We start from the raw sequence: 16,316 nt of genomic DNA on the forward strand, positions 1-16,316 counted from the left end.
CCTCACGATGTTCCGCAAGATCCTCGTCGCCAACCGCGGTGAGATCGCCTGCCGCGTGATCGCGACCGCCCGGCGTCTCGGCATCGCCACGGTGGCAGTCTATTCCGAGGCGGATGCCGGGGCCCGGCATACGCGGCTGGCCGACGAGGCTTGGCCGATCGGTCCGGCCCCGGCGCGAAAGAGCTATCTAGCGGTCGACACCATCCTCGATGCCGCCCGCCGCTCCGGTGCGGAGGCGATCCATCCCGGCTACGGTTTCCTGTCCGAGAACGCCGGGTTCGCGCAAGCCTGCGCGGAGGCCGACCTCGTCTTCATCGGGCCGCCGCCGGACGCGATCCGGGCCATGGGCTCCAAGGCCGAATCCAAGGCCCTGATGGAGCGTGCCGGCGTGCCGCTGGTGCCCGGCTACCACGGCGAAGCGCAGGACATCCCGGTGCTGCGGGACGAAGCGGCGCGGATCGGCTACCCCGTGCTGATCAAGGCCTCGGCCGGCGGCGGCGGCAAGGGCATGCGCATCGTCGCGTCGGCGGACGACATCGAGGCCGCGATCGAGGGGGCCAAGCGCGAAGCGTCGGCGTCCTTCGGCGACGATCGGGTGCTGATCGAAAAGTACCTGACCCGCCCGCGCCATATCGAGATTCAGGTCTTCGCCGACACCCAGGGCCGGACCGTCTCTCTGTTCGAGCGCGACTGCTCGATCCAGCGGCGGCACCAGAAGGTCCTGGAGGAGGCGCCCGCCCCGGGGATGGACCCGCTGCGCCGGACCCAGATGGGCGAGGCCGCCGTCGCCGCGGCCCGGGCGGTCGGGTACGTCGGCGCCGGAACCGTGGAGTTCATCGCGGAGGGCGATGCCTTCTACTTCATGGAGATGAACACCCGCCTGCAGGTCGAGCACCCCGTCACCGAGATGGTGACGGGCCTGGATCTGGTGGAGTGGCAGTTGCGCGTGGCGGCCGGCGAGCCGCTGCCCCGCGACGCGGATCACCTCGCGTTGCGGGGCCACGCCATCGAGGCGCGCATCTACGCCGAGGACCCGGAGCGGGACTTCCTGCCCGCCGTCGGCACGCTCGTCCACTTGCGCCAACCGCCGGACGTGCCCGGCCGGGTGCGGGTGGATACCGGGATCGTGCAGGGCGACCGGATCACCCCGAACTACGATCCGATGATCGCCAAGCTGATCGTCTGGGGCGAGGACCGTCCCGCCGCGGTCCGGCGCTTGGTCGCCGCCTTGGCCGAGTACGAGGTGGTCGGCGTGACGACCAATCTCGGCCTGCTGCGCGCTATCGCCGGCCATCATGCCTTCGCCACCGCCGAACTGGATACCGGCTTCATCGCCCGCCACGCGGCCGAGCTGTTGCCGCCCGGTTCGCCCGGGTCGGATTTCGACGACCTGGAAGCCGTCGTTCTGGCCGCCGCCGCGCTGACGGTGGTGCGCGACCAGGCCGCGGAGAATGCCACGCAGGCGCAGGTCACCGGCGATCCCTGGTCTCCCTGGGCCGCGATTGATGCCTGGCGGATGAATGGAGAAGCCAGCCAGGCGCTGTGTTTCCGTCGAGGCGACGCGCCCCCGATCACCCTGCGCGCCTATCCGCTGGTCGACGGGTCTTACCGTCTCGAATGGCCGGGCCGCTCCGTGCGGGCGGCACTGACGGCGGACGAGGCGGGGCCGCTGCTGGTGCTCGACGGCGTATCGCGGCGGCTGCGGCTGGTCCGCCGGGACGTGGAGCTTACGGTGATCCTGGCGGGGCGGAACCACACGCTCGTCCATGACGATCCGCTGGCGCCGCCCCGGACGGAAACCGCCGGCAGCGATCGCGTGACCGCCCCGGTCCCGAGCCGTGTGACACATGTTCTGGTGCGGCCGGGCGATGTCGTGGAGAAGCACGCGCCCCTGGTGATCGTCGAGGCGATGAAGATGGAGATCACCCTCCGGGCGCCGCAGCAGGGCACCATCGCGCAGGTCCGCCACGCCGTGGACGACATGGTGGAGGAGGGAACGGAGCTCGTCACCTTCCTGATCGAGGGGCAGGCGCCATGACCTATCCGGAGCGGGTGCGCATCGTCGAGGTCGGCCCGCGCGACGGGCTGCAGAACGAGCCGTTCACCGTACCCACCGGTGCCAAGGTCGCGCTCATCGAAGCGCTCGCCGATGCCGGATTGACCAACATCGAGGCTGGGAGCTTCGTATCGCCCAGATGGGTGCCCCAGATGGCCGACACCGCGGCGGTGCTGGCGCGGCTTCATCCACGGCCGGGCGTCGGCTTCCCGGTGCTGGTGCCCAATCTTCAGGGCTTGGAGCGTGCGCTCGCCTGCGGGGTCCGCGAGGTGGCGATATTCGCCGCCGCCTCGGAGAGCTTTTCCCGCCGAAACATCAATTGCTCCGTCGCGGAGAGCCTCGGACGCTTCTCCCCGGTGGTCGAGACGGCGCAGGCGGCGGGCCTCCGGGTGCGCGGCTACGTCTCCTGCGTACTGGGCTGCCCCTACGAGGGGGAGGTTCCGGCGGAGGCCGTCGCGCGCGTCGCCGAGACACTTCTGGCCATGGGCTGCTACGAAATCTCGCTCGGCGACACGATCGGCACCGGGACCCCGCTGACCGCGCGGCGGCTGGTCGAGCGCGTCGCGCGGGTGGTGCCGTTGGAACGGATCGCCCTGCACTGTCACGACACCTACGGCCAGGCGCTGGCGAACATCCTCGCCTGCCTCGACCTGGGCGTCTCCGTGATCGACAGCGCCGTGGCGGGCCTTGGCGGCTGTCCCTATGCGCCGGGTGCTACCGGTAACGTCGCCACCGAGGACGTGGTCTACATGCTGCGCGGCATGGGGATCGAGACCGGCATCGACCTGGAGGCCCTGGTCGATGCGGGGCTTTCGATCACGCGTCACCTGAACCGGGAGCCGGCGTCGAAGGTCGCCCGGGCCATCCTGTCCCGGCGGCCAGCTTCGCCCTGATCGAGCAGTCGAACCGGACCGTCATGGCGCCTCGGCGCGAGGCGGATCATGATGAGAATCCGTCGAATCAGGTCTCTTCAAAGCAAACAGAACAAGAAAAGAGGCGCTGCATGAGGCCGTGACCGCAGAAGACGGCACGACCCGAGGGATGGGGAGGATGGAATGACCGACCAAGTGTCAAGTTATGTCCATGGTGCGGCTGACACGTCTCTGCTCGGCCAGACGATCGGCCAGGCCCTCGAGCGCGCTGCCATGGCCTGGGCGGACCAGCCGGCCCTGATCGCGCCCGCGCAAGGCATTCGATGGACCTGGCAGGAGTTGAGCGATCGCGCGGATGCCTTCGCGGCGGGGCTGCTCGGTCTCGGCCTGCGGTCCGGCGACCGGATCGGCATCTGGTCGCTCAACCGCGCCGAATGGACGGTCACGCAATTCGCTGCGGCGCGGGCCGGATTGATCCTAGTCACGATCAATCCGGCTTATCGCCTGTCGGAGCTGGAATTTGCGCTCAACAAGGTCGGCTGCGCAGCCCTGGTCACGGCGACCGCGTTCAAGACCAGCGACTATCTCGGCATGATCGACAGTCTCGCGCCCGAACTGGCGACCTCGGTTCCGGGCCGGCTCGCCGCCGCCCGCCTGCCGCAGCTGCGCAATGTCATCCAGATCGGTGGGCCGCCTGCTCCGGGGACGATCGCCTTCGACGATGTGGCGGCCCGGGGCGGCGACACCGAACGCGCGCAGTTGCGCTTGCTCGCCCACCAGCTCCAGTTCGACGACGCGGTGAACATCCAGTTCACCAGCGGCACGACAGGCTCGCCCAAGGGCGTGACGCTGACGCACCACAACATCCTCAACAACGGCTACTTCATCGGCCGCGCCCTGCGGCTGAGCGAGGCGGACCGGATCTGCATCCCGGTGCCGCTGTATCACTGCTTCGGCATGGTCATCGGGAACCTGGCGGCGCTCACCCATGGCAGCGCCATGGTCTATCCGGGCGAGGGTTTCGACCCGCTCGCGACCCTCGAAACCGTTCAGGCCGAGGGCTGCACAGCGCTCTACGGCGTGCCGACCATGTTCATCGCCGAGCTCGACCATCCGGATTTCGCGCGCTTCGATCTCGGCACGCTCCGCACCGGCGTCATGGCCGGCGCACCCTGCCCGATCCAGGTCATGCGGCGGGTGGTGGAGCGCATGCACATGCGCGAGATCACCATCGCCTACGGCATGACGGAGACGAGCCCGGTCAGCTTCCAGAGTGCCGTCGACGACCCCTTGGAACGGCGTGTCTCGACCGTCGGCCGGGTCCACCCCCATCTGGAGGTGAAGATCGTGAACGCGGACGGGCGCGTCGTGCCCCGCGGCGAACCCGGCGAGCTGTGCACGCGCGGCTATTCGGTCATGCTCGGCTACTGGGACGACCCGGCGAAGTCGGACGAGGTCATCGACGCCGCGGGCTGGATGCATACCGGCGACCTCGCCACCCTCGACGCGGAGGGCTACTGCAACATCGTCGGCCGCCTGAAGGATATGGTCATCCGCGGCGGCGAGAATCTCTATCCCCGCGAGATCGAGGAATATCTCTTCCGCCATCACAAGGTTCAGGACGTTCAGGTCTTCGGTGTGTCCGATCGGAAGTACGGCGAGGAACTCTGTGCCTGGATCAAAGTGCGCGATGAGGAGACGTTGTCGGAGGATGAGGTGCGCGCCTTCTGTCAGGGCCAGATCGCGCACCAGAAGATTCCACGCTACATCCAGTTCGTGGAGTCTTTTCCCATGACCGTCACGGGCAAGATTCAGAAGTTCAAGATGCGCCGCATGGTCGAGGAGCAGCTCGGTCTCGAGCGCGATGGAACGGCTTGAGATCAGGATAGCCTGCTTCGGCTACGGAGACGGCTTCCATAACCCGCTGCGCAGGCATTCGGCGCTCGGTTACCGTTCTTCCGGTGCTTACGAATAGGAGACCCGGCCGGGGATCTGTTACCCGAGCCATCGTTCAGCCAAGCCCCCTAACTTCACCAAACCCGGGGCCTCCAGCTCTACAGGCAGCCTTCTCCCTCGTGAAATACGCGCTCGGGGTGGGTGGTGGACCACGTCAGCGCGGGCGCCGGTGGAGCGATTTCGAAGACTGGGCGCCCCGCCAGGGCGTTGACGATGACACCGCTGCGCCAAGCCATGAGGCTGAGTTGCGGCTCCGCGATGCCGTGGCTCACGAGGCCGCCGTTGAGGACGAAGAGGCGGTGGCCCGCCGGACCGTCCCAGGACGCGGCGAAATCGGCGCCGATCTCGGGCCGGCCGTCCGCGTCGAGGGTCAGGCGCTCGCGCAGCGGGTCGAGGCAGGGTGGCAGCGTGTAGCGGTAGCCGGTGGCCAGGATGACGAGGTCGGCATGGGCGACCTCGATGCCCCCGTCGAAGCCGTTGCGCATGATCAGGCGGTAGCCGCCCACCCGATCGACATCGAGCACGGTGCGGTGGGGCAGCAGGCTCGTGGCGAGCGGTTTCTCGGCGAGGTGCCGAAGCCCGTAGAGGCGCTGATAGATCGCCCGCAGGGTCGCGGCGGAGATGCCGTCGCCCGCGAGCTTCTGGCGTGCCACCGTGGCGCGGCGCCGGGCCTCCGGCAGGGCGTGGAAGCTGTCGACGTAGCCGGGCGTGAACAGCTCGTTCGTGAACGGGGTCGCGTCGATCGGCTGGAAGTTCGGGCGCCGGCTGATCCAGGTGAGCGCGGCGGGGGCGTCCGCATCCCGGTTCAGCAGGTTCAGCACGATCTCGGCGCCGCTCTGGCCGCCGCCGATCACTGCGACCCGCTTGCCGGCTATCCGGTCGAGGGCGAAGACGGCTTGGGAGCTGTGGACGTGGTCGCGCGGGTCGAGTTTCTCCGCGAAGGCGGGAAGGCACGGCTGCAGCCCGACCCCGAGGGCGAGGTTGCGGGCGCGCACGGTTCCCCGGGCGCTCTCGAGGCGGAAGGCCCGTCCCTCGAAGCGGACTTCGCGGATCGCGGTGCCGAAGCGCAGGCTCGGCAGCCGGGCCGCGACCCAGGCGAGATACTGCGCGAATTCCCGCCGCGGCACCGCCTCGAACTCGGCGTTGAGGAATTCATAGAAGCGCTTCTGCGCCACGAGATAGGCCAGGAAGCTCCAGGGGCTCGTCGGATTCACTGCCGTGACGAGGTCCTTGAGGAACGAGGTCTGCAGCGCGACGTCCGGGAGCATCATGCCCGGGTGCCAGTCGAAGGCCGGCGCCCGGTCGAAGAACAGCGCGTCGAGATCGTCGACCGCGTCGAGCTGCGCCGCGAGGCTCAGGTTGAACGGGCCGATGCCGATACCGGCGAGGTCGAGCGGGTGGTCCGTCATGATGCGCGGGATCCTGCCTGTATGCCTGTCCGGATGTCGTTCGCGATGCCGGCCTCATCCAGCGCGGCGGCTTCTGCGCGGTGGAGCGGGTTGATCAGGGGGCTGCCGAGCCGGGGCACCGGTCGCAGGTTGGAATCGCCGTAGCCGAGGCTGAGCCGCACGCGGTTGATGCAGATCCGCGGCACGGTCGGCGCGAACAGCTCGAACTGGCGGAACCGGTCGGCGAGGTCGGGGTGCCGGCCCTGATAGCGGCGCAGAGCCCGCCCGAGCGCGCCGTAGAAGTCGAGCTCGGGCAGCCCGTCGCTGCGCAGGAGCGCGTCCGAGACGAAGCGCAGCAGGCTGGCGAAATGGCCGGTCTGCAGGTGCTGCAGCAGATGCGCCGCCGGCCGCCGTAGCAGGGTCTCCCGCACCCCCGCCGGCAGGTCTGCGGCCTCGGGAAAGTCCTGGTCCACGAGGTCGGCGTCGCCCTGGAAATCCTTCAGCGCGACGCCGCAGGGCACGCCGTCCTCCAGGATCAGCGTCACGTTCTGGCCGTGGGCGATGAAGCCGACGCCGTAGCGGCAGAGAAAATGGTAGAGCGGCACCGCGACGTGATCGAACAGCCGTTCCAGCCACGCCTCCGGGTCGAGGCCGGAGCGGGCGATCAGGCCGGAGATGAGCGGACGGCCCGAGGCATCCGCCTTCAGCAGCGCGCCCATCATCATCGCCGAGCGGCCGGGTTCGAGACGGCCGGCGATGCCCTCCCGCCAGATCACCCCGAGCATCTCGCGGTACTGATAGGGCGCGTCCGCGATCTGCTCGTAGACGGGGTGGGGATAGAACGCGCCGGCCCGCTCGCGCAGGATCACCGTGCCGGCGAGCGCCGGGTCCCGCGCGGCCTTGTCCGCGAGCCAGGCCGAGAAGGCCGGGCCGATCGCCATGTAATTGCCCGGCACCCCGCGCCAGGCCGAAGTGTTGAGGATCGTGAGCGCGAGCTTCACGTCGAGGCGGCCGTCTGCGTCCGCGCAGGCGAGCGTCCGCAGCGATTGCTGGGGCCGATAGGCGCGGCCGAAGATCCCGAGGGGGACGAGGCGCCCGGCTGCGATCTCGCCCGCGAAGTGCAGCACGATCTTGTTGTCCCACTGCCAGGGATGGACCGGCAGGAGCAGGTGGGTCGCGGGATCGACGCCGTGCCCGGCACAGGCCGCCTCCAGCCGGGCGCGCTCGGGCCCGTCGAGGCAATCGGCCACGAGGTCGGCCTCGGCGAGGCCGGGTTCCAGTCTGAGGTGGCAGGCGGTGCGGTCCGCCGCGGCCCAGAACAGCCGGATCTCGGGCTGGAATTCCGGCGCGTAGGCCGCGAAATCGGCCAGCCCCCAGCCGATCCGCCCCTTGCTCGCGGGCGCCTTCGGGTGGCCGTCGAGATAGGCTTGCAGGACGCGGTCGCTCAAGGCGAGGAAATCCGGCCCGGTCATGTCCCGGCCGATCGTGGCGATGCGGGCGTCGGCCGCGAGCGTGCTCAGCACCTCCCCGGCATAGGTGCAGAGGGTGGCGGGCTCGATCGCGAGCGTCCGGCTCGCATCCACGAGGAAACCCGCGGCGTCGTCGGCCGGGCTGACGACGGCGCCCGCAATGCGGAACAGGCTGGCCGGATCGATCGCGAGGTTGCCCCAGATCCGGCGCTCGGCGGTGAAGCGGTAGGCGATCCCGCCATCGAGGCGCAGCAGCCACTGCGTGCCGGCCCGGTCGGTCGGCTCCGGTGCGAGCGCCTCCTCGAAGGCGAGTTCGGCGATCGTCTTGGCGATGAGCGCGCGGTTGAGATCGAGCCAGAGCGGCGCCGTCACCGCCGTGCCGCCCGGCAGCGGGCCGGCGCTCACAACGGCACCTTGCAAAAGAAGCGCTCGCGCTCGCAGCAGACCAGGGCCGCACGCTTATGGGGGAAGTCGAACTCCTTCAGCGTCTCGTAGGCGGCATCCGCGCAGTAGCTCAGCATCTTGCGGTGCGTCGCCCGCGGCTCGCCCATGATCCGCCGGGTGCGGGGCTCGTCCAGGAACAGGTAGTGCGTGATGGCCCTGAACCAGGCCAGCGTCTTCGGCCGTCCCAGGTGCTCGACATTGCCGATCAGCCCGTGCCAGCCGCGGTCGAAATCCTCGGCGTCGTAATAGGGCCCGAGCCGATCCTCCTTGGCCCAGTAGAACTCGAAATAGCCGACCGGCACGTCGTCGAAGCTGCCGATCACCCCGAACAGGTGCGGGTCGGCCTCCTGGTCGGCGAGGTAGCGGTCCAGCTCCGCCTCGCTCTGCGCGAGTTCCCAGTAATAGGCGACGCGCTTCTGGTTCATCCAGCCGTGGAACAGGGCGAGGTCGTGCCGCCGGTCGATGGCGCGAAACGACAGGGTCGTGCCGAGATGTGGCAGCCAGCGCCGGTAGAACGGACCGTTCGGCTGCGGCGGGCGCAGGGGCGGCAGGCGATCCTGCGGTCCGACCTGGGAGCGGATCAGCGGGTAGGCCGCCCGCGTCCGGGCGTTCAGCCACAGCAGGGGGAGTTGGTAGAACAGGGCGCGCTCCACGATCGCGTCGGGCGCCTCCGAAGCCGCCTCGACCTCCGCCGCGAGGCCGAGCAGGGCCGGTGCGCCGCCGAGCCCGGCGACGCGCAGCCTTCGCGCATCCGGACAGCGCTGGAACGCGGCCTCGATCAGGGCCGCCACGAGGGGCGCGTCGGCGGGATGGCGCCCTGCTGAGCCGGTCAGGGCGAGGACGGCTTCGTCCGCGCCGGAGCGCAGCTCCGCCTCGGCGATCGGATCGCCACCGCGCGCGGCGCGCAGCCGAGCCGTGTGGGCGCCGCGCGGCAGGCTCTCGACCGTCAGATCCTCGCCGGCGACGGGCCAGTGGCGGCTCGTCCCGGTCCAGCCGTCCAGTGGTGCCGTCCCGGAGACGGCATCGATGCGGGCGCGCAGGGTCATGGCCGGCCCTCCGCGCCGGCGGCCCGGTCCACGAGCGGGTTCGGAAGATCCACGTAGCTCGCCAGGGGATCGGTCACGTCGGTGTTCTCGTTGATGTTGCGAAAGCAGATCATGAAGTTGCCCTTGCTCCCGAGGGCCGGGGCGTCGAGCAGCAGGCGCAGGCAGGTCCTGTCCCGGAGGTTCTTTTCGGCCAGCGCCTCGACGCAACGGCGCAAGGCCCGGGTGAGGACCCGCTCCGGCGCCAGCCCGGCAATGCCGATCGCCCCGATGACGGCGAAGACGCTGTTGACCACGAGGTAGTAGGCCATGATCCGCGCGGCCTCCGCGGAAGCGAGGAGGTGCCCGGCCTCAAGGTCGAGCCCGGGCGCGGCCTCGCGGAGCGCTGGCAGGAATTCGCGCACGAAGCCGGTGCCCTGGCAGTCGCGGAAGAAGGTCTCGACCGGCCAGCCGTCCGCCAGCCCGAGGACGAGGTTCTGCTGGTGCGCGCCGAACAGGAGGCCCAGCGTGCACTGGATCTCGAGGATCGGCCCGACGGTGACGGCGAGGAAGCGCTCGAACCAGCGCAGGGCCACGGCCTCGACGGAGCCCGCCCCGGATGCACGCTCCCGCTCGGCGATGCGCAGGATCGTGTCGGCGAGCGCGCTGCCCCGCCCGTCGGGATAGAGCTCGCAGAGGGCGGCCAGCACGGCGGCCGGCCGCTCCTCCGCCCCGCGGAACGGGTTGTCGCGCAGCGCCACGATCGTCTGCGGCAGCAGCGCTCCATCGGCCCCGCGGAGCGCGAGATAGGCCGGCTCGCCGAGGACGCGGAAGCTCGGCCAGCGCGCGGCGATCTCCGCGCCGACCGGGCCGCGCAGCACGGCGTCGACCACGAGGCCGCGCGCGCACTCGACGTCCTTGATGAGACGCAGCGAGTTGGTCAGCCTGAGGCTCAACGAGTGCTTGAGCATGAAGCGCGCCTGCGGCGCGTAGAGGCTGCGCAGCGATGTGGTCGCGTACCAGGGCGCGCCGGCATGGCCGTGGTCGCGCAGGCGCCCGGTGCGGAACAGGGCGTCGATCTCGGGATCGAGCGCGAGGCGGCCCGCCTGCCAGGGATGCATCGGCAGGAGCACGCGGCCCTCGCTCGCGGCGCGGATTTCTGGATCGAAGGCGGGGTCCTCCGCGGCGAGGCCCGCGCAGAGGTCGGCGGCGCTTTCCGACCGCGCGGAGCCCTGGACGACCGCCTCCGGCGCGGCCGACCACCAGCGCAGGGGAAAGCCCCGTCCGTATTCCGGCGCGAAGGCGCGCGAATCCGCGAGGGTGAACTCGTCCCGGCTGCGCGGGGTCGGGTGCACCGAATGGCCGAAGCGGAGCGCCCGCTCGGCTTCGCGGAAGCTGGGGTCGCGCCTCAGGAAGATGCCGGGCGCGGGGGCGTGGGCGAGAATATCCTCGACGGTCGCGAGGCTCTGGAAAAGCCGACGCAGGAAGGTCGGCGCCGCCTGCGGGGCGGCCGGTCCGACGACGGCCGGCTCGTTGGCGACGGCGGCGGCGAATTCGGCGAAGGCGATGATGCGGGGCGGCTGGCCGGCGCGCCGCTCACGGAACGGCAGCCGGAACACGTGCTGGCCGACGGACGAGACATGGGTGAGCGCGATCTCGACCACCGAGGCCCGGCCCGGCAGCGGGACGCGCAACAGGGCAAGCCCCGGATCGCCCTCGCTCGCCCCGGCAGGCACCAGGGTCCAGCCGGCCCATTCCCGCATCAGGCTGTTGAGGAAGCTGCGCGCCGATATCTGGCAAGCAACGTCGACACATGAGATGTCGGGTTCGATCATTTGACTCTCTTCATCGCGCAAGAGATCGCATAAACAACGATGATATGCGGCGCAATGCCGAAGATATACTATGGAATTATTTTAAAATTACGATGCGATGATTGCCAGCCCCGCGATCGGCCGGATAGGATCCGCCGGCTTATGGAGGGGACATGGTTCGGATCGACGTGCAGGCTCCCGGGACTGGGGCGGCCGGGCGGCTATCGCTTGCCGCGGCCTCGGTGGGGTTCGGACAGTCGGCGGTGCTCGCCCTGGTTCCCGTGATGGCCGAGCGCACGGGGCTCGATGCACCCGCGATCGGGGGCGTCGCCTTCGCGGGGGCGGTCGCGTTCCTGATCTGCGCCCCCGCCTGGGGGAGTTGGGGGACCGGCTGGCGCCTGCGCCGGCTGTTCGCGGCGCTCGCCGCCTTGATGGCGCTGGGTCACGGCCTGTTCGCCCTCGCCCTCGCGGGGCCGGCCCTGCCCGCCGCGGCGGCCGTAGCGCTGCTCGTCGCGTCGCGGATCGCCTACGGGGCGGGTGCGGCCGGGGTGATGCCGCACGCCCAGGCCGCCCTCGTGGCGGCGGTGTCGGAGGCCGCGCGCCCGGCGGCGCTCGGCCGGCTCGGCGCCGGGCTGTCGGCGGGGCGCATCCTCGGCTCGCTGGTGACGACCGTCGGGATCTTCGGGACGGCCGCGCCTTTGATCGCGCTGGCGGCGAGCCCGTTGCTTCTGCTGGCCGCCCCCGACCTTGTCGGCCGCCCCAAGGCCAAGCCGGCCGAAGCGCGGCGCGATGGAATCCTGCGCGCGGCCGCGCCGCTCATGGGAATCGCCTTCGCCCTGACGCTCGGTCTCGGTCAGATCCAGATCGTGCTCGGCCTGTTCCTGCAGCAGCGCTTCGGCCTCGACGCGGCGGGTGCCGCGGGACTGGCCGGTGCGACCTTCGCCCTCGTCGCGGTGACGATGATCCTGACGCAGCTGCTCCTGGTGCCGCGTCTCGGCCCGAACCTGCGGCGCAATCTCGGCCTCGGGCTCGCGGGCTTCGCGGCGGGCACCGGTTTGATCGCCTGTGCGCCCGGAGCCTGGCTCGCCGTGCTCGGGGCCGTCCTGGCGGGCGCCGGCATCGCCCTGGCGACCCCGCACTACACCGCCGCCCTGGTCGCCCGGGTGCCCGTGCAAGCCCAGGCCGCGGCTGCCGGCTGGCTCGCGAGCGTCCACGTGCTCGGCCAGGGGATCGGTGCCCTGTGCGGCGGCGCGGCGTTCCGGATCGCGCCCGCGCTGCCGTTCTGGACCTGCGCGGCCCTGGGGCTCGCCCTGATCGCCGCCGCGGCGCGGCTTCGGCCGGACGATCCCCGTCATCAGGCCGCCTGACCGGCGCGGCCGGGCCCGAGCAGGCGGACGGTCGCCACGGTGGCGAGGCCGGAGAGCAGTGTCGCGAGACCGAACAGGGCGCCGTAGCCGAGGAGGTCGGCGAGCTTGCCCGAGATCAGCGCGCCGATGAGGTAGACCGCGAGCTGTGCGCAGGCGAGGATCGTGAAGTCGGTGCCCGGCTGCTCCGCCGAGGACACCGCCATGAACAGGCTGTAGAGCGCCACGATCTCCATGTAGCGGATCAGGGTCTGGAACCCGGCCGCGCCGAAGAGCGGCCCCAGGCCGACCACGGCCCCGAGGGCATGTGCCGCGAACAGGGCGAAGCACAGGGTCCGCATTCCGCCCAGCAGGCCGAGGGTCGCGGCCGTGCCGTAGCGGCGGACCAGCAGCGCCGCGATGCCGGAGCCGGCGAGCCCCGCCGTCATCGCCGAGACGCCGGACAGGTAGCCGATCTGGTCGAGGGGCACGCCCGCATCGACGAGGTAGGCCCCCTCCATCGCCTTCACCAGCCCCTCGCTCACCCGGTAGGTGAGCGCGACCCAGAGGATGGTGCGCACCTCGGGCCGCCGCAGGAACGCCCGGATCGAGGGGCGCGGCGCGACGGCGCCGGTCTCGGGGCCCCCCTCGCGCATAGCGAAGGCGGCAAACAGCGGCGGAACCGAGAAGGCGGCCGCGGTCAGCAGCATGCCGGCCCAGCCGACATGGTGGTAGAGGACGAGGCTCAGCGTACCGCCGACCACCACCCCGAGGGCGACCGAGCCGCCCTGTATGGCGTTGCCGACGGCGCGATCTTCCGGCCGCAGCCGTTTCACGGCGTAGCCGTCGGTGGCGATGTCCTGCGTCGCGATCAGCAGCGCGGCGAGGAAGCCGATCCCGATGATCCCGGGCACGTTGGTCGGGCCGAGCGGCAACATCGCGAGGATGCAGCCGATCACGCCGATCTGGGTCAGCACCACCCAGCCCGCCCGGTGTGCGCGCGCGAAGGGCCGCACCCGGTCGATCAGCGGCGCCCAGAGGAATTTCAGGACGAGGGGCAGGAACAGGAGGCTCAGGTAGCCGATCGCCGCCCGGGATACGCCGGACTCGCGCATGATCGGCGGCAGCGCCGCGGCGATCAGGTAGGAGGGGATCGCCTGCGCCATGTAGAGGGCGGCGAGCACCGCGAAGAGCGACATCCGCTCGCGGCGGCCTGCGGCCGGAGCGGCCACGGCGGTGGGGACCGAGGGGGCGGCGCTCATGCCAGGTAGGTCCGGACAGTGGTCCGCGCGGCGGCCTCGTCCGGCGCGATTGCGATCGGGAAGGTCCAGAGCCGGCGGAACACGTCGGCGCTTGCCTCCTCGAAGCCCGGCCGCACGATCACGAGGCCGCGGCAGCGCCGGTCGAGATCGGCGCGGGTGCGCTTGAACCAGAGGGCCTGGGCCCGCTCGGCGGCGGCCGAGAGCTTGCCGATGCCGCCGAGTACCAGGATCAGGGCGAACGGCGCGGACCGGGCCCCGACCTGCTCCAGGGCGTCGAGATAGGCGGTCTCGTCGCCGGGCTCGGGCGGCCCGAGATAGCGCAGGACCATGAGGTTGCCGGTCTCTTCGAGGTCGACCATCCTCAGAAGGTCCGGCGATAGCCGACGGTGACGGTGCGCCCGAGCCCGTAGACGGTCAGGTTGCGCACCGAGGTCGCGGTCGGATTCCAGTAGGCGCGGTCGAACAGGTTGTCGACGGAGGCGTAGAGCTCGCCCCCTGCGAGCGGCGCGCCGACCGCGGCGTTCACCGTGAACGCGTCCTTGAGGCGGTAGCGGGTTCCGACAAGGTCGATGCGGGCGTCGCGGCCGCTGAAGCCCTCGCCCTCCACCCGGAGCGAGACGCCGTTCGCGAACAGGTAGGTCCCCGAGACCGTGCCGTGGAAGGGCGCGCCGATGCGGTTGTTCGGGAGGTAGCTGTCGAGGCGACCGTCCTTGTTGGTGTCGTAGCGGCCCTCGCGGTAGCCGAGCACGGTGCCGAGGCTCAGCTGCTCGGTGACCTGCGCGTTCCCGGTGAACTCGACGCCGTAGATCATCTCCTTCTGCTGGCTCAGCCGGTTGGTGAGCGGGTCGAAGGTCGTGCCGTCGTCAGAGGTCGAGACGAAGCCGCCGAGGCTGCCGGAGAAGATCCCGCTCCGGCCGCGGATGCCGAAATCGTAGGAGTTCACAATCTGGGCCTGCGGGGCGATGCTGGAATACGCGATAGTGGTGCCCGCCGGCAGGCAGAACGGACGGGTGATCGGGCAGGCATAGGCCAGCGACAACCCGGCCCGCCGCGTGAAGGCGCCGATATCGGCGAGCGCGTAGCCCTGGCTGAACCCGCCGTAGAGATCGATGCCCGGTAGGAGGTTGAAGGTCGCGCCGGCGTTGAAGGTCGGGGCTGAGTAGGAGAACTTGCCGCCGGTGACGTTGAGGGCCGGCAGCACGAAGGTCGAGTAACCCAGCGCGTTGCGCGCCGCGCTCGCCGCGAAGGTCGTCGGCCGGGTGAAGCCCGCCACGTCGAGGTCGAAGTGCTCGTAGCGCATGCCGGCGCGCACGGTCAGCCGCTCGCCGATGGGCAGCTGGAGCAGGGCGAAGCCGGCATAGCTGTTCTGCTGCAGAGGCGTGAACACGTCAGAGCCGTCCCGCGCCCGCTGGCGGGTGGATTCGGTGATCACGTCGGAGCCCCAGGTCAGCTTCATCCCGGGCAGGAGGGCGCTGAGATCCGTATCGAGGGTGAGGTTGACACCGCCGCGCTCGGTCGCGAGCGCGGTCTGGTTGGCGAGGCTCGTGGGCGCGGTCGGGTTGAACGAGTAGGTGACGAACGGGTTCGCCGGATAGGCGAACTGCGTATAATTGAAGCGCTTGTTGATGTCGTTGTAGAATCCGAGGATCGAGAGGCTGCCGAGCGGCGTATCCCGGTCCGTATAGCGCAGGTAGAGCGAGCGCGTATCCTCGGCGACCGGCAGGCCGATATAGGGCTGCGCGTAGTTCGGCCGGGCGAAGGCCCCGCTGTAATCGGTCAGGTAGCGCGGATCCTGGTTGAGCAGGATCTGGGTGAGGCCGAACTCGACGCGCTTGGCGAGGTCGAGGTCGTAGCCGAGCCGCAGGTTGATGTTGCCGAGCTGGAAGCGGTCGCCGCCGCCCTGGCCGAGCTGGCCGTCCGAGGGCAGTTCCCGGCCCTTGCCGTCATAGGTGCGGGTGGCGAACCGGCCGGAGCCGGTGAAGGCGTAATCGACGCCGTCCGGCACCTTGCCGGTCACGCTGATCGAGGTTTCGGGCGCGACGCCGTGGACCGGATCGGCCGTGAAGGTCCGGATCGCCGTGTTGACGGTGACGACCGGGGCCCCGTCCGTCGGGCGCCGGGTGATGAAGTTGACGGTGCCGCCGGTGGCGCCCGCGCTGTAGAGGCTGGAGGCACCGGCCACCACCTCGATCCGCTCCACCGAATTCAGGTCGATCAGGTTGAGGATGCGCGAGACGTCGCGCAGCGGCGTGTTCACCGGCACGCCGTCGATCAGGACCAGGAGATTGCGGCCCCGGAAGCTCTCGGAGGCGCTGGAGATCGTGCCGTTCGGCACCGAGAAGCCCGGCACCAGCTTCGAGAGCACCGCCGAGGGGTTCGGGGTCAGGGCGAGCTGCTGGCGGATCTGGTCGCGATCGACGACCTGGACGCTCTGCGGCACGTCCTCGATCCGGCGCGGCGCGCGGGTGGCCGTCACGGAGATCTCGTCGAGGGCGACGGCGGGGGCCGCCGTCTCGGCCCGAGCCGCGCCGGCCAGGGCCGTCCCCGCACCGAGGATCGCGACGAGACGAAGCGTACGCATGATTGTCAGACCCACCCCTGCGCGTCCGCGTTGGAACGCCGTCCGAACCTGCCGAACCCTCTCTTGCGCGTAGAACGCACAAGAGGATCGCTCGACGTCCAGTTTAAAA

General features: G+C 70.5%; 11 protein-coding genes. 4 read left to right on the top strand and 7 right to left on the bottom strand.

Translation table 11 applies throughout. From position 1 onward, the window contains the following. Positions 1-7: 7 nt before the first annotated feature. The 3 genes from MKL20_RS07480 (at position 8) to MKL20_RS07490 (ending at position 4,806) form a co-directional block, all read left to right on the top strand. On the top strand, positions 8-2,038 hold the full coding sequence (locus tag MKL20_RS07480; RefSeq protein WP_244036144.1) for an acetyl/propionyl/methylcrotonyl-CoA carboxylase subunit alpha: 2,031 nt from the start codon (positions 8-10) through the stop codon (positions 2,036-2,038). Next, positions 2,035-2,949, top strand: a complete 915-nt coding sequence (locus MKL20_RS07485) for a hydroxymethylglutaryl-CoA lyase (RefSeq protein ID WP_244036145.1) — start codon at positions 2,035-2,037, stop codon at positions 2,947-2,949. The genes MKL20_RS07480 and MKL20_RS07485 overlap by 4 nt, the downstream gene beginning before the upstream one ends. A gap of 162 nt (positions 2,950-3,111) precedes the next feature. Further along, positions 3,112-4,806, top strand: coding sequence for an AMP-binding protein (locus MKL20_RS07490; protein ID WP_244036146.1), 1,695 nt, complete (start codon positions 3,112-3,114; stop codon positions 4,804-4,806). Between the two features lie 176 nt (positions 4,807-4,982). On the opposite strand, the gene MKL20_RS07495 is transcribed toward MKL20_RS07490, so the two are convergent. The 4 genes from MKL20_RS07495 to MKL20_RS07510 are packed head-to-tail and all read right to left on the bottom strand — an operon-like array spanning position 4,983 to position 11,042. Next, entirely contained in the window at positions 4,983-6,293 is a 1,311-nt protein-coding gene (locus tag MKL20_RS07495; protein ID WP_244036147.1) for a lysine N(6)-hydroxylase/L-ornithine N(5)-oxygenase family protein, read from the bottom strand. Continuing rightward, positions 6,290-8,146: an IucA/IucC family protein gene (locus MKL20_RS07500; protein ID WP_244036148.1), complete on the bottom strand. Its 1,857-nt coding sequence runs from the start codon at positions 8,144-8,146 to the stop codon at positions 6,290-6,292. The genes MKL20_RS07495 and MKL20_RS07500 overlap by 4 nt, the downstream gene beginning before the upstream one ends. After that, positions 8,143-9,231: a GNAT family N-acetyltransferase gene (locus MKL20_RS07505; RefSeq protein ID WP_244036149.1), complete on the bottom strand. Its 1,089-nt coding sequence runs from the start codon at positions 9,229-9,231 to the stop codon at positions 8,143-8,145. Before MKL20_RS07505 ends, MKL20_RS07500 begins: the two co-directional genes overlap by 4 nt. Beyond that, positions 9,228-11,042: an IucA/IucC family protein gene (locus MKL20_RS07510; RefSeq protein ID WP_244036150.1), complete on the bottom strand. Its 1,815-nt coding sequence runs from the start codon at positions 11,040-11,042 to the stop codon at positions 9,228-9,230. Before MKL20_RS07510 ends, MKL20_RS07505 begins: the two co-directional genes overlap by 4 nt. Positions 11,043-11,194: 152 nt before the next feature. Between MKL20_RS07510 and MKL20_RS07515 the strand changes: the two genes are divergently transcribed. Continuing rightward, on the top strand, positions 11,195-12,388 hold the full coding sequence (locus MKL20_RS07515) for an MFS transporter (RefSeq protein WP_244036151.1): 1,194 nt from the start codon (positions 11,195-11,197) through the stop codon (positions 12,386-12,388). On the opposite strand, the gene MKL20_RS07520 is transcribed toward MKL20_RS07515, so the two are convergent. From MKL20_RS07520 to MKL20_RS07530, 3 genes are read right to left on the bottom strand one after another with little or no spacing between them, the layout of a single operon-like run. After that, complete coding sequence (locus MKL20_RS07520; RefSeq protein ID WP_244036152.1) at positions 12,376-13,626, bottom strand: MFS transporter; 1,251 nt, start codon at positions 13,624-13,626, stop codon at positions 12,376-12,378. The genes MKL20_RS07515 and MKL20_RS07520 overlap by 13 nt on opposite strands. After that, positions 13,623-13,985: a hypothetical protein gene (locus MKL20_RS07525; RefSeq protein ID WP_244036153.1), complete on the bottom strand. Its 363-nt coding sequence runs from the start codon at positions 13,983-13,985 to the stop codon at positions 13,623-13,625. The genes MKL20_RS07520 and MKL20_RS07525 overlap by 4 nt, the downstream gene beginning before the upstream one ends. Before the next feature lie 2 nt (positions 13,986-13,987). Further along, complete coding sequence (locus tag MKL20_RS07530; RefSeq protein ID WP_279594592.1) at positions 13,988-16,207, bottom strand: TonB-dependent receptor; 2,220 nt, start codon at positions 16,205-16,207, stop codon at positions 13,988-13,990. Positions 16,208-16,316 lie beyond the last annotated feature (109 nt).

The sequence above is a fragment of the Methylobacterium sp. E-066 genome (genome assembly GCF_022829635.1).
Classification (GTDB): Bacteria; Pseudomonadota; Alphaproteobacteria; order Rhizobiales; family Beijerinckiaceae; genus Methylobacterium.

Bases quoted from the DNA above. Each gene is read 5' to 3' on its own strand.
- MKL20_RS07480 (WP_244036144.1), top strand. From the start codon at position 8: ATGTTCCGCAAGATCCTCGTCGCCAACCGCGGTGAGATCGCCTGCCGC.
- MKL20_RS07485 (WP_244036145.1), top strand. From the start codon at position 2,035: ATGACCTATCCGGAGCGGGTGCGCATCGTCGAGGTCGGCCCGCGCGAC.
- MKL20_RS07490 (WP_244036146.1), top strand. From the start codon at position 3,112: ATGACCGACCAAGTGTCAAGTTATGTCCATGGTGCGGCTGACACGTCT.
- MKL20_RS07495 (WP_244036147.1), bottom strand. From the start codon at position 6,293: ATGACGGACCACCCGCTCGACCTCGCCGGTATCGGCATCGGCCCGTTC.
- MKL20_RS07505 (WP_244036149.1), bottom strand. From the start codon at position 9,231: ATGACCCTGCGCGCCCGCATCGATGCCGTCTCCGGGACGGCACCACTG.
- MKL20_RS07510 (WP_244036150.1), bottom strand. From the start codon at position 11,042: ATGATCGAACCCGACATCTCATGTGTCGACGTTGCTTGCCAGATATCG.
- MKL20_RS07515 (WP_244036151.1), top strand. From the start codon at position 11,195: ATGGTTCGGATCGACGTGCAGGCTCCCGGGACTGGGGCGGCCGGGCGG.
- MKL20_RS07520 (WP_244036152.1), bottom strand. From the start codon at position 13,626: ATGAGCGCCGCCCCCTCGGTCCCCACCGCCGTGGCCGCTCCGGCCGCA.
- MKL20_RS07525 (WP_244036153.1), bottom strand. From the start codon at position 13,985: ATGGTCGACCTCGAAGAGACCGGCAACCTCATGGTCCTGCGCTATCTC.
- MKL20_RS07530 (WP_279594592.1), bottom strand. From the start codon at position 16,207: ATGCGTACGCTTCGTCTCGTCGCGATCCTCGGTGCGGGGACGGCCCTG.